Source organism: Gardnerella pickettii (assembly GCF_029226345.1).
In the GTDB taxonomy this organism is placed as follows: domain Bacteria; phylum Actinomycetota; class Actinomycetes; order Actinomycetales; family Bifidobacteriaceae; genus Bifidobacterium; species Bifidobacterium piotii.
The window spans coordinates 971,744-984,846 of record NZ_JAKNCU010000001.1 but is presented as its reverse complement, the minus strand read 5'-3'; the positions used below and the strand labels follow the sequence as shown (position 1 = coordinate 984,846).

Sequence of the window (13,103 nt, the reverse complement as noted above, 5' to 3'; positions counted from 1 at the left end):
CTAAACTAGTCGCGTATGCGTTTTTACAGATTTTGCAAACGGGAAGGCAAATATGTCAACAATTCTTGAAGGCACTCCAAAAAAGCAAATGATGCTTGTAACGGGTAGAGCGTATCCGCAACTTGCGGAAGAAACCGCCAACTACCTTGGAATAGACGTGCTGGAAACAACTGCCTACGATTTTGCAAACGGAGAAATGTATGTGCGCTTTACGCAGCCAGTTCGAGGCGCAGACGTTTTTGTTTTGCAAGCGCACACAGATCCAATCAACAATTGGATTATGGAGCAGCTGCTTATGGTGGATTCTTTAAGGCGAGCATCCGCTAGAAGCATAAACGTTGTTGCGCCTTTCTTTGGGTATTCGCGTCAAGACAAAAAGCATCAAGGCCGCGAGCCAATTACAGCGCGACTTATGTTTGACTTATTCCGTTCCGCTGGAGCTACTCGTATTTTGACTGTAGACATGCACGCGGCTCAAGAGCAAGGATTCTTCGACGGGCCTGTGGACCACTTAACAGCTATGCCAGTGCTTATTGACTACGTTCGCAACACAATGAGCCTAGAAAACACTACGATTGTTTCGCCAGATGCAGGGCGAATTAAGGTTTCGGAACAATGGGCTGCAAAGCTTGGCGGATTGCCATTAGCGTTTATTCACAAAACGCGCGATATAACAAGGCCAAATCACGCGGAAGCGCATGGAATTATTGGAGACATTCAAGGCCGCGATTGCATTGTTGTAGACGATATGATCGATACGGCTGGCACGATTTGCGAAGCTGTGCGCACGCTTAAAGGCGCTGGAGCAAAATCCGTTACTTTGGTTGCAACTCATGCGCTGCTATCTGGCCCTGCAGTAGAGCGACTTAAGAATTGCGGCGCGCGCGAAATCATTTTAACGGATACTGTTCCTGTTCCAGAAGAAAAGCGCTTAGAAAACATGACGGTTCTTTCGATTGCGCCTCTTTTGGCTGCTGGAATTAGGTCCGTGTTTAGGTCGGGATCGCTTGTTTCGCTTAGAAACGCGCTTCCAGAAGACATGAAGCATAGGAATATTTACGCTCATTAGTGTTGTTGATTAGCTGCGCGGCGGTGAGTCGCAAGCATGATGTAGACTTAGTAGGTTGTTCGTAAAATTAAATATGCAAAAATATTGCGTGAGAATTTGCGTAATAAATTGTGTAATAACTTGATTTACGAACGATTTTGCAAACACACTCCTGCTGTGGAAAGCCCGCAGCCGAATAGTCCGAAGGAGGTGGGTGATGTCTGCACATAAGTATGAACTGATGTTCATTGCCGATCCAGAGCTTGACGAGCGCGGTCTTAAGAAGTTGACCGAGCAGTATCTTGAGCTTGTCACCAAAGAGGGCGGTTCCGTTGATGGTACCGACTATTGGGGTCGCCGTAAGCTTGCTTACGAGATTGATGGCAAGAACGAAGGTAACTACGTTGTAGTGAATTACACTGCCGAGCCAGCTCTTAGCGACGAGCTTGACCGTGTTTTGAACCTTAACGAATCTGTAGTCCGCACGAAGATTCTTCGCAAGGACGCAAAGTAAAGCGAAATAAAGCAAAGTAAAGTCAAGATTTGAAAATAGTCAAAATTATTTTGGATTTGCTCTAATTGTTCCAAGTCTTACTAAATTGTTCCAAGTCTTAATAGAAAAGAGGCTACGATGGCTGGAGAAACTGTTATAACGGTGATTGGTAATTTGGCTAAAGAGCCAGAGACTGCTACCAGTTCTAACGGTAGTGTTAGAACGTCTTTTACGATTGTTTCTAATTCCTCTACTTTTGACAGAAGAACAAACAGCTACGTTAACGGCACGCCATTATCGCTTAGATGCGTTGCATGGGGTGACTTAGCTGAGCATTGCGCGCAAACGCTTACAAAGGGAATGCGCGTTATTGTTCAAGGTAGGTTGCGTGCAAACAACTACGTTGATAAAAACAGCAACGAAAAACGATACAGCATTGATTTGATGATTGATGAGATTGGGCCATCCTTGCGTTTTGCAACCGCTCAGGTTAATCGTTTGAGCTCGAAGGGCGGTTTTGCTGGGAACAATGGCGGATTCAATCAGGGCGCTGGTGCTGGAGCTGGTATGAATGCTGGTGGATACACTGGCGGTTATGCTGGCGGCGCGAATTATGCGAATAGTGCGGCTGTTGGTGCTGGTATGAATGCGCAAAATGGCGCTAATCAGGGCGTAAACGTTGAAGATCCGTGGAGTGCTTCTGCTCCATCAAACGGCGGATTTGCAACGTTTGGAGCTAGCTCCGATTTTGGTGGATCAGACGAAGAGCCAGAGTTCTAGTTTTTCTAGTTTTACTGGTTTACTAGTTTTATGCGCGCGCTAATGGCGTCTAGTCGCCGCTGCTTTAGGGCAGATAGTTTAGCGAATATGACTTATTGCTTGTAAAACTAATGCTGGTAAAAATCTAAATACGACTTTACAATTAAAAACATCAGTTTAGCGTATAAACAAAAACAAAAGTTTAACGCATTTAAGAGAGGACATCCTATGTCACGTAAGAGGCCGCAACCACCGGTCAAGCCTTTTAAGAAGAAGCCAAATCCTTTGAAGGCTGCCAAGATTACTGAAATTGATTACAAGGACGTTGCTTTGTTGCGTAAGTTCGTTTCGGACCGCGGCAAGATTCGTTCCCGTCGTATTACTGGTGTAACCGTACAGGAACAGCGCAAGATCGCGAAGGCCGTTAAGAACGCTCGCGAGATGGCTTTGCTCCCATACGCCACCACTGGTCGCTGATTGAGAGGATAAGAACATGGCAGAAACCAAGGTTATTCTCACCAAGACCGTTGCAAACTTGGGTCACTCGGGTGACGTTATTACTGTTAAGGCTGGTTACGCACGTAACTACTTGATTCCACAGGGCTTGGCCTTTGCGTGGAATAAGGGCGCTGCTTCCCAGATTGAAGCGATGCGTCGCGCACGCTTGGCTAAGGCTGTGGCCACTCGCGAAGAGGCCGTTGCAGCTAAGGCAGCAATCGAAGGCACTGTTGTAGAAATCGCCGCTAAGGTGAGCGAGTCTGGCAAGCTCTTCGGTGGTATTTCCGCCGATAAGATTGCTGCTGCTTTGGCACCAAAGGCCGCCGTTGAAGCACGCGCTATTAGCGTTGCTGCAATCAAGACCACTGGCGAATTCCCAGCAACTGTGGCTCTTCACCCAGAAATCAGTGCTTCCTTTACTGTTAAGGTTGTAGCTGAGTAGTTAAACGTGTTCCAGCTTCCCACGCGGGTTTTGTGAGTTCTTGCTGGTTATCGTGATTTTGCGAGTTTTGTAGGATTTGCGTATTCTTGCAGGATTTCTGCGAAATTTGCGATGGGAGGCAATCCATTTGGATTGATCTTAAGCATTGGCTCTGTGCGAATTGTGGTGAGTTTTACTTGCTGCGACTTGCGCAGAGCTTTTTTGTTTTCGCGCTACGCTCTAAGCGAAAAGGCAATTCGGAGCGCTGAGCCGCTCAAACGTAAAGTCCAGTGGACTTTACGTGCGGCGAAGACGTTCGCGCGCTTAGACCGCGCGAACGACGACCTGTCATGTAGTGTGTTTGTATTTGATTTTGGTGTTTTTAGTACAATCGCACTACATAAACACGTAGAACTGTAGTGTGTTTGTACTGGATTTACGTGTTTTATGATACAAACGCACTACATGAAGCGGGAAATGTGAATGTGTTGTGTGTGTATTGCACAAATCGTGGTGTTTAGTCGCTTTAGCTACTAAATTATAAAAGTTGTGCAAATAAGCTTAAACGCGCATCAATTAAGCAATGCCAGCGAGTGAGCCAGATGAGTCGCAAAGGAGGATTAGTGACTGAGTGCAACACTTTAGCGAATCGCCACGCGTCCAATCCGTGCGATTGCAAGAATGAGCGCAAGAATGAGAATATTTGTGAGAGCGCGGAAAATCGCGTACATAATCGCATTGGCGTTGGGCAGACTTGCGCAAAAGTGATTCTTTTTGGTGAGCATTCGGTTGTTTATGGCTACAGTGCAGTGGCTCTTCCGCTGAAAAATCTTAAGATGCGCGCAACAGTTAGTAGCGCAAACGCAGAAAACGTATTAAACACAGGTGCGCAAAAGTCACAAGCAACCGACGAGCTAGTTGCACAAATCGAAAATAATCCTAATAAAAACAGCTTGCAAGAGCTTGCTCAAAGTTACGTAACGCTTAAAGCGTTGAATTTTTGCGGGCCATTAAAAAATGCACCAAAGTGTTTGAACTCCATTAAAACCGCGATTTATAAGGCTTTGCAATTTGCGAATTGGCGCGGCGAAGCGTTACAAGTGGAAACGGCTTGCGATTTTCCGCCAGAGCGAGGATTGGGGTCGTCGGCTGCAGCTGCAGGCGCTGTAATTCGCGCGATTCTAGACTATTATGCGATTGAAGCCAGCGAGGATCAGCTTTTTGCGCTTACGCAGGAGGCGGAAAATGTTGCTCATGGAAAGGCATCGGGATTAGACGCTAAGGCTACTGCTTCGGCGCGCGCGGTGCGATTTTTGTGCGGCGAATTTAGCAACATAAATATACGATTGCACGCGTGTCTTGTTTTGGCTGATTCGGGATGCAAGGGTCAAACGCGCGATACGGTTGAAGAATTGCGCAAAAAGCGCGATTTGAATCCGCATGCGGTTGATGCGATGCTAGAGCAGCTTGGGAAAATTGCTATTAGCGCGCAAGAGGATTTAGAGCTTGGGCAGCCGCTGGAAATTGGGCTTAAGATGAGCCGCGCGCACAAGATTCTTGCGCAATTAGGCGTGAGCACGCCACTTTTAGACGAGTTGGTTAGTGCTGCGTGCAAAAGTGGTGCTTTGGGAGCAAAGCTAACTGGTGGAGGCGGTGGCGGATGCGTTATCGCGCTTGCGCAAAGTTACGAGGATGCGCTTAAAGTGGCGCTGGCTTTAGAGCGTGCAGGTGCTGCCAAAACGTGGATTGTGGAAATCGGCAGTTAGAAAGGTTATAGAAAGGTTATTGTGGAAAACGTTGAAATTGAGCCAAAAATAGCGTTTGACGAGTCGATGCAAACGCATTGCGCAATCGCGGAAGCAAACGCAAATATTGCGCTAATCAAGTATTGGGGAAAGCGCGACGAGCAGCTTATTTTGCCGTATTCTTCCTCGCTATCTTTGACTTTAGGCGGATTTTCCACTAAAACTAGCGTGCATTTTGACGATTTTCTAAAAGAAGACTCCGTTTGTTTAAACAACACAGAGCTTAGTGGCGATTTATTGCAAAGCGAAGAGCGTGCGCGAATCGTAAGAATGCTAGACATGGTGCGGAAAATGGCTGGAATCGAAAGCCATGCGCGAGTCGTAAGCAAAAACACGTTTCCAACGGCTGCAGGTCTTGCGTCTAGCGCCTCGGGTTTTGCGGCGCTGGCTGCGGCGTCAGCGTATGCGTCTGGTCTTAGGTTAAACGCGCGCGAACTTTCGATTTTATCGCGCAAAGGGTCGGGGTCGGCATGCAGGTCGATTTATGGCGGATTGGTGTTGTGGAACGCGGGCGTGAGTAGCGAAACAAGTTATGCGGAGCCAATTGAATCGCCAAAAGATTTGAATCTTGCAATGGTGGCTGTTGTTTTGAATACAAGCAAAAAGAAGATTTCGAGCCGCAATGCAATGCGGCAAACGGTTGAAACATCGCCGCTTTATAAAAGTTGGATTGAAAGTTGTAAAGATGACATTGCAACGGCTTTGCAAGCGATTAAAAACTGTGATTTAGAGGCTTTGGGCGAGGTTTCGGAGCGAAACGCTTTAGGAATGCATGCTGCAATGCGCGCGGCCAATCCTAGCGTTGACTACCTTAGCGAAGAATCGCACGCCGTGCTTAGAGTTGTGCATCAAATGCGCGGCGAGGGGTGGCCTGTTTGGGCTACAATGGACGCAGGTCCAAATGTTAAGGTTTTAACTAACGCGGAGCATGCTTTGCGCGTTAAAAATGAGTTGAGTTTGCGCGTGTTGAGTGAGATTAAGAGTTTGCGCGAGTTGCAGAAATCGGCGGATTTGGCGGATTTGTCTCATGTGGATTTTGCGGAATCTGTTGAATCAGCGCAATCCAATCCGCAGTTTGTTATTGCGCGCCCAGGCGATGCGGTTAGCGTAACGGCGTACGGAGAAAATCATGACTAAGTTTCAAGCGGAAGCACCTGGAAAGCTTTATATAGCAGGCGAATACGCTGTTGTGGATGGAAGAGCGGCAATCGTAGCAGCTGTGAATCGTTATGTAAAAGTTACGGTTGATGCGGCTGGAGCTTGTGATTTTCTTGAAAATGGCGCATGTAGTAGGAATTTTTACGGCAGGAATTTTTACGGAAAAATTACGTGTGAGGATAAAAATTTTGAGCCATTATATTGGAAGTTTGGCGGCGGAAACGGTGACGGCACGCGTTTTGGCAATAACAAGGAATTTATTTTAGATAAAAATGATGGATGCGGATGCGATTCGCGCTCGGTTGCTTGCGATTTGCCAGCGGAAAAATCGCCAGCAACCAACGATTTGCTAGAACAAACTAATGTAGAAAAAATTAAAAAATACTACGCGTATGTGATTTCCGCAATGAACGTTGTAGATGAATATGCGCGCGAGGTGGGCGCGTTGGGTGCGGCGGAAGCACTGGGCAACACGCGCGAGTATAACGTACACATTGAAAGCGATTTAGACGATAAAAAAACGGGCAAAAAATACGGGCTTGGATCTTCGGCTGCAGTAACGGTGGCTGCTGTGCGCGCGCTGTGTGAATGGTACGGATTGGCGCTTGCAACGCCAGAACTGTGCAAGCTAGCCATAATTGCGTCTTCGCTAGTAAAAAAGTCGGGAAGTGGCGGAGACGTGGCAGCCAGCGCATACGGCGGATGGGTATTGTACCGCGCGTACAATCGCGAATGGCTTAAAGCAGAAGTAGAAATGATTGAAAGCGGAGACTCCAGCTTGTGCGAGTTGATGCAAAGAAAATGGCCGCGATTTGAAGTAAAACGATTAAAAGTGGGCGGCGGCTTGCGACTTTTAGTTGGGTGGACGGGTAGCCCTGCAAGTAGCGCGGAGCTTGTTGGAAGCGTGAAGGCTGGCGTTAAGGCTGGCGCGGATGATGGCGCAGCAGCTAGTGATTTAACCGCGCGCAATCCTACTAAAACATGTGCTAAAACCTACGAAGATTTTTGCGCGCAAAGCGAAAAATGCGTGCAAAAAATCGCAAATGCGCTAGAAAATGGTGATTTTAACGCGTTGTTAAGCGGATTCGCGCAAAATCGTGCGTTACTAAAAGATCTTGGCGAAATCACGGGAACGCTAATCGAAACGCCAAAACTTACGCGACTAATAGAAGCAGCAAATTGCGCAGGATTGCCAGCAAAAACAAGCGGCGCAGGCGGCGGAGATTGCGGAATCGCGATTGCGCGCGCACAAGATTTTGATGCCGTGTTTGCTCGCATTAAAGACGAATGGCAAAAAAGTGGGATTGAGGCGCTTAATCTGAAAGTCGCAGAAATTGATGAAAGTGGCGATTTTTCGCTTATCGAGCAACGCAAAAACGATCACATAAAACTTGCGTGCGAACAATATAAATCGCACGCGGACGCTGGTTTTGAACAAGTGCGATTTATTCCAAATGCGTTGCCGCAATTGGCGCTAAGCGATGTAGATACAAGCGTGCGCGTGTTTGGAGAATCCGAAAAATGGGACGTTCCGCTGTACATTAACGCAATGACGGGCGGCAGCAAGAATGGCGAAAATATAAACGCAATGCTTGCAAAAGTGGCGGAAAAAACTGGTGTAGCAATGGCTTCTGGCTCGCTAAGCGCAGCGCTTAAAAATCCGCGTCTTGCAGAGACTTTTAGCGTGATTCGGCGCTTTAATCCGCGCGGATTTGTGATGGCGAATGTAAGCGCTGGGGCAAGCGTTGAGCAGGCGATTAAAGCTGTGGAAATTTTGCAGGCAAACGCGTTGCAAATCCACCTTAACGCGGCGCAGGAGCTTGTTATGAACGAAGGAGACCGCGATTTTAGCGCGTGGCTTAGCAATATTGAGGCCATTGCGCGCGCGCTTGATTCAATGAAAGTGCCAGTTGTTGTTAAGGAAACTGGATGCGGAATGAGCGCTCGGGATGTGTTGCGCTTGCAAAATGTGGGCGTGCGCGCGGTTGATGTTGGCGGACGCGGCGGCACGAATTTTGTTGCGATTGAAAATGCACGGCGTGGGCGTGGGCGCGGCTACGAGTTCCTTGATTCTTGGGGGCTTACTACCGTTGAGTCGTTACTAGACATAGCGCAATGCGATAAGATTTTGCGCGGTTCTTGCGATTCTGGCGATTCTGCGGTTGCTGGCGATTGTGCGCAAATGCAAGTGTTTGCAAGCGGAGGAGTGCGTACGCCGCTTGATGTTGTGCGCGCGCTAAAGCTTGGGGCGAGTGCAGTTGGAGTTGCGGGCGAGTTCTTGCATACGCTCACTTGCGGTGGACAGGATGCGCTTGTTGATCAAATTGAGGATTGGAAGGCGCAGATTCGCGTGATTATGGCGTTGCTTGGATGCAAGAATATTGCCGCCTTGCGCAAAAATTCGCGCATCTTGATTGATTCCAACTCGTGCACGCTGTAATGTCTGGCGTAGTGATATACTTGTGTAGTTGTGCGTTCAGGCATGCTTATTTGTTTATGCGATTTAACATTGGTTAGTCGCGTTTGGATTTGCATGAATGAGCGACGCAAGACTTGCAAGTCAAAGAAAATAGGAGTCCATTATGGCAGCTCGTTGCGCAGTATGTGGCAAGGGACCGCAGACCGGTTTCAGTGTTTCACATTCGCACATTCGCAATAAGCGCACCTTCCGCCCGAACCTTCAGCCAGTTCGCACCACCATTGATGGCGAAAATGTTCGCCTTCGTGTGTGCGTAAAATGCATTAAGGCAGGCAAGGTTCAGCGTGTTGAAGCGTGAATCGCGTGTTAAATGTAAGGCCCTGAGCAGTGCTCGGGGCCTTTTTTGTTCGCTCCGACCTGCCTTTTCGCTTAGAGCGTAGCGCGCGAACGACATTCTCTGTTTGATGTTGTAGGAGGGCTGGCTAATTCTTGTCTCACAACGCTCCGCCTATTACGTGTAGTTTGTTGTTGCGGTTGTTCCGATTTGGCTTTGATTTTGTTTTTTGGGTTAAAGTTTGTTTGTAGGGTGAGTCATTGGATTATTTGGTATCGGCTGCCGCTCTTATACTGTTCGACCAAGAATCACCCAGCCCTCTTGCATGCTAGAACTTTTTTGTATCTTTCATCACCGAGATTCTCGATTTTTCTTGCTACTTCAGCGAATCACCATTTCATGCTGAGGTTCGCTTCATTCGCTGCGAAAAATCTCGAATCTCTACCTCACTTGCGCTCGCGCGTCACGGCGCGCTTAAATCGTAGCGCAACGATTATAATCGAAGTATGGCAGCACGCATAACACTTAACACAGCAATATCTTCAATCGTAAGCAACAAGCGCCGCGTGTCTGCATTAAAATCGCTAGGTGTAGTCACAGTAAAAGACGCGCTAACGTACTACCCGTTTAGAGTCACAAATCCGCTAAAACGCGCGCATTTAAGCCAAATTTTGCCAGGTCAAGAAGTGGCGTTTTGTGCGATTGTACACTCCATAAACTTAGTGCAAATGAATGCGCGAAGAGGGTATCGCCTAGACGTAAACGTTGCGCAAGATGCGTCGCGCGCTCAAATCGTCTATTTTTCAAAAAGCAAGCAATACGCGCAATGGGTTAGCAGCCGCATGAGCGTTGGTCAAACCGTTGTTGTGGGCGGCACGAGCGGCGCGTTTAATGGCGTTTTGCAATTTACGCATCCGCAAGTTATAAGCGTTTTAGCGGCGTGTAGTGATGATGAGAAGTCTAGCAACGATAGCAATGAGAGCAACGATGACAAGTCTAGCGCGTCTGGCGATTTTGTTGCACAAAGTGTTGAAGAAGCGTTTGAAAAGTTATGCGCTCCTCGGCCGATTTATCACGCAAATTCGCGTATTTCTAGCGACCATATTCACGAGACGATTTTAGGATTATTGCAACTTTGTAAGAGTTATTGTAGTGGCGATTTTGCGCCTGAATCCCTGCCTGAATCCTTGTCTGGATCCCTGCCAGACATTCTTCCGCAATCCGTAATCGCAAGTAAAAATCTTATGCACCGTGCGGATGCGTTTGAATCAATCCACAATCCGCACAGCAAAGAGGATTTTGCGTGTGCAATTAACACAATGCGTTTTGAAGAGGCGTTTATATCTCAAATTGCTGTTTTGCAATCGCGCGAGAATTCGCGTCTAGGCTCTGCTTATAAATGCAACAATGGCGCTTTAAGGCAGCAGTTTGAAGAAAGTTTGCCATTTGCGTTGACGGAAGGTCAAAAAAACGTTATTAGCGAGATTACTGAAGATATGCAAGGCGCGCAGGGCGAATCGCAAGCAGCCGCAGAATCCCCATTAAAACCAATGCGTCGTCTTTTGCAAGGAGAAGTCGGCTCTGGAAAGACGGTTGTTGCAATGAGCGCAATGCTTCAAGCTGTTGGTTCGGGCCATCAAGCGGTTCTTGTTGCGCCAACTCAAGTGCTGGCTCATCAACACGCCGAAAATTTGCGCAAAATGATTGCGCGCGCGCATATAAACGTTGAAATTACGCTTGTGACGGGCGGGATGAAGCTGGCGGATCGAAGAAGTGCTTTGGCAAAAGTAGCAAGCGGCGAGCCAGCGATTATAGTGGCCACTCATGCCGCATTTTCCGCCAGTTTTAAGCCCACAAACCTTGCGCTTGCGATTATCGACGAGCAACACAGATTTGGCGTTGAGCAGCGCGATTCGCTTATACGAAAAATGAGCAATAATGCGGATGTTCATCTTCTTGTTATGACTGCTACGCCGATCCCTAGGAGCGCTGCAATGACTTGGTTTGGTGATTTAGACGCGTCTTATTTAACGGAGCTTCCAGGCGGCCGCAAGCCGATTCGCACCTTTGTTATAAACGAGCTGGACTTTGCAAAAATGGCCGCTATGTTTAGTCACATTCGCTCCAGAATTGACGCAGGGGAGCGCGCGTACATTGTTTGTGCGCGAATCGACGATGATGATAATGGCGATAATGGCGATAATCGCGATTGCGCGGTTGCTGGCGATTTTGGCGCATACGCATCTAATCCACTAAACGATTCGCAAGTTAACTCGCAAGTTCACACAGTATCGCAAATTTCAACTCGTCTTAAAAATCTCGCTCAATTTAGTGGCGTCAATTTTGCTGAGCTTACAGGCCGCACAAGCGACGACGAGAAGCGCAAAATTATGAGCGACTTTGAAAGCGGAAAAGTGCAAATCTTGGTTTCTACAACCGTAATCGAAGTTGGCGTAGACGTTGCAAAAGCAAGTTGCATAGTGATTTTTAACGCAGAGCGATTCGGCCTTGCGCAGCTTCATCAGCTTAGAGGCAGAGTCGGGCGCTCTGGCACGCAATCATGGGCTTTTTTGGTATCTGCAGCTCAAGACAACGAGTTGGCAGCAGAGCGTTTGCAAGTTGTAGAAGAGTCGTTAGATGGCTTTGTAATCGCGCAAAAAGACTTGGAGCTTAGAAACGCTGGAGACGTTTTAGGAGACAGTCAGTCTGGCGGAAAATCAAGCTTAAAGCTGCTTCGAGTTGTTAAAGACGCGCATATTATTGCAGACGCAAGGCAATGCGCAACCTCGATTCTTGCAATCGACCCGACTTTGCAAAATCACACGCAACTCGCTGGAGCTGTTTTAGACTTTACTCGTGGAAGTAGCACTGCGATTTTGAGCAATTAGAAGAAAATCGAGAAGAAAATCGCACAATTTTTTACAATTTACGTGCGAAAAAGACAATTTTTGAATATTCTAGAGATATAAGGTAAAAACGCGAGAGACGAGGCAAAGATGACTGAACGCGAACAACAAATATTGTCGTGGATTCAGCAGAATCCTATGATTAGTCAGCAAGAGCTTGCAGATTTAGCTGGCATTACGCGATCGGGCGTGGCCGCGCACATTTCTAATTTGATTCGCAAGGGATACCTTAGAGGCAAAGGTTACATTGTTACGCCACCAAGCTACGTGACTGTAATCGGCGGAATAAGCATGGATGTTTTGGGAATTGCGTGCGGAGACCTTATGGACTACACGTCGAACGCTGCAAAAGTGCGGTATGCGCTTGGCGGAGTTGGGCGAAATATCGCAGTTGCTTTAGAGAGGATGAACACGCGCGCAAGTCTGGTCTCTGTGTACGGAGGCGACCATAATGGCGAACTGTTCAAAATCGACGCATCTGTAAACGGACTAGACATAGGCTACTCAAAGCAGCTGCCAGACGCAATGACAGCATCTTACATGTACGTTGGAGACGCTTCTGGTCAAAGGCTTTTGGCGCTAGATGACATGAGTATCTACGATTACATGACGCCAGACTTTTTGCGTGAAAGAATATCAATCATAGAAAACGCAGATATTGTTGCGCTCGACACCAACATTTCGCAAAAGTCGTTTGAATGGGTGTGCGATAACTACAAGAAGCCGATTATGGTGCGCGCAATAACGGATGCAAAAGCGCCGAGAATACTTTCGCGCCTAAATTGCATTGATACTCTTGTCTTAGACACTGCAGAATCGCAAGCGCTTACTGGAATTTGCGCTGTAGACGAAAGGTCAGCCGTTCAATGCGCAAAGGCGCTGCTTAAGCGCGGAGTAAAGCGCGTGTTTGTTAATTCTGGGCGAGAAGGCGTTGCGTATGGAATTCTTGGGGAAGGAATTGCATTTTACCCTGTTCCTTTGCGGCGCGTTCAAAGAATGATTGTTTCTAGAGGAAACGGATCCGAAGGCGCTAAGGCTGTTGGCAACGACAACGGTTCTAGCGATACTGCGACTGCTGCTTTGATTTACGCGCGATACAACCACTTTGACAATTCTAAGACTGGGCGATTTGCGGTTGCTGCTGCTGCGCTTAACATGGAGTCTGTTGAAGCGGTGCACGAGGCGATGACGCCAGAGCTTGTTGAGGAGCGTATGCAAAGCATTCATGAGCGCGCGTGACGACCTGCCTTTTCGCTTAAAGC

Annotated in this window: 11 protein-coding genes; all 11 read left to right on the top strand. The window is 47.7% G+C overall.

Features of this window, described 5'->3' with window-relative positions; genetic code table 11:
• Window positions 1-52: 52 nt before the first annotated feature.
• The 11 genes from MAF46_RS03855 (at window position 53) to MAF46_RS03805 (ending at window position 13,080) form a co-directional block, all read left to right on the top strand.
• Window positions 53-1,069: a ribose-phosphate diphosphokinase gene (locus tag MAF46_RS03855; RefSeq protein ID WP_004131821.1), complete on the top strand. Its 1,017-nt coding sequence runs from the start codon at window positions 53-55 to the stop codon at window positions 1,067-1,069.
• A gap of 196 nt (window positions 1,070-1,265) precedes the next feature.
• Window positions 1,266-1,562, top strand: a complete 297-nt coding sequence (rpsF, locus tag MAF46_RS03850) for a 30S ribosomal protein S6 (protein ID WP_004131822.1) — start codon at window positions 1,266-1,268, stop codon at window positions 1,560-1,562.
• 117 nt (window positions 1,563-1,679) lie between these two features.
• Window positions 1,680-2,321, top strand: coding sequence for a single-stranded DNA-binding protein (ssb, locus tag MAF46_RS03845; RefSeq protein WP_060785657.1), 642 nt, complete (start codon window positions 1,680-1,682; stop codon window positions 2,319-2,321).
• A gap of 207 nt (window positions 2,322-2,528) precedes the next feature.
• Complete coding sequence (gene rpsR / locus MAF46_RS03840) at window positions 2,529-2,777, top strand: 30S ribosomal protein S18 (protein ID WP_004105399.1); 249 nt, start codon at window positions 2,529-2,531, stop codon at window positions 2,775-2,777.
• 16 nt (window positions 2,778-2,793) lie between these two features.
• The gene (gene rplI / locus MAF46_RS03835) at window positions 2,794-3,240 is read left to right on the top strand and encodes a 50S ribosomal protein L9 (RefSeq protein WP_004112972.1); all 447 of its coding nucleotides are present in this window, start codon (window positions 2,794-2,796) and stop codon (window positions 3,238-3,240) included.
• A 581-nt stretch (window positions 3,241-3,821) separates the two neighbouring features.
• On the top strand, window positions 3,822-4,985 hold the full coding sequence (gene mvk / locus MAF46_RS03830) for a mevalonate kinase (RefSeq protein WP_081090800.1): 1,164 nt from the start codon (window positions 3,822-3,824) through the stop codon (window positions 4,983-4,985).
• Between the two features lie 21 nt (window positions 4,986-5,006).
• Complete coding sequence (gene mvaD, locus MAF46_RS03825; protein ID WP_060785659.1) at window positions 5,007-6,161, top strand: diphosphomevalonate decarboxylase; 1,155 nt, start codon at window positions 5,007-5,009, stop codon at window positions 6,159-6,161.
• Entirely contained in the window at window positions 6,154-8,622 is a 2,469-nt protein-coding gene (gene fni, locus MAF46_RS03820) for a type 2 isopentenyl-diphosphate Delta-isomerase (protein ID WP_060785660.1), read from the top strand. The genes mvaD and fni overlap by 8 nt, the downstream gene beginning before the upstream one ends.
• A gap of 142 nt (window positions 8,623-8,764) precedes the next feature.
• The gene (gene rpmB / locus MAF46_RS03815) at window positions 8,765-8,959 is read left to right on the top strand and encodes a 50S ribosomal protein L28 (RefSeq protein WP_004105392.1); all 195 of its coding nucleotides are present in this window, start codon (window positions 8,765-8,767) and stop codon (window positions 8,957-8,959) included.
• Between the two features lie 482 nt (window positions 8,960-9,441).
• Window positions 9,442-11,823: an ATP-dependent DNA helicase RecG gene (locus MAF46_RS03810; protein WP_060785661.1), complete on the top strand. Its 2,382-nt coding sequence runs from the start codon at window positions 9,442-9,444 to the stop codon at window positions 11,821-11,823.
• A 108-nt stretch (window positions 11,824-11,931) separates the two neighbouring features.
• Window positions 11,932-13,080 (top strand): PfkB family carbohydrate kinase, encoded by a 1,149-nt coding sequence (locus MAF46_RS03805; RefSeq protein WP_004574712.1) that lies wholly within the window; start codon window positions 11,932-11,934, stop codon window positions 13,078-13,080.
• Window positions 13,081-13,103: the final 23 nt, after the last annotated feature.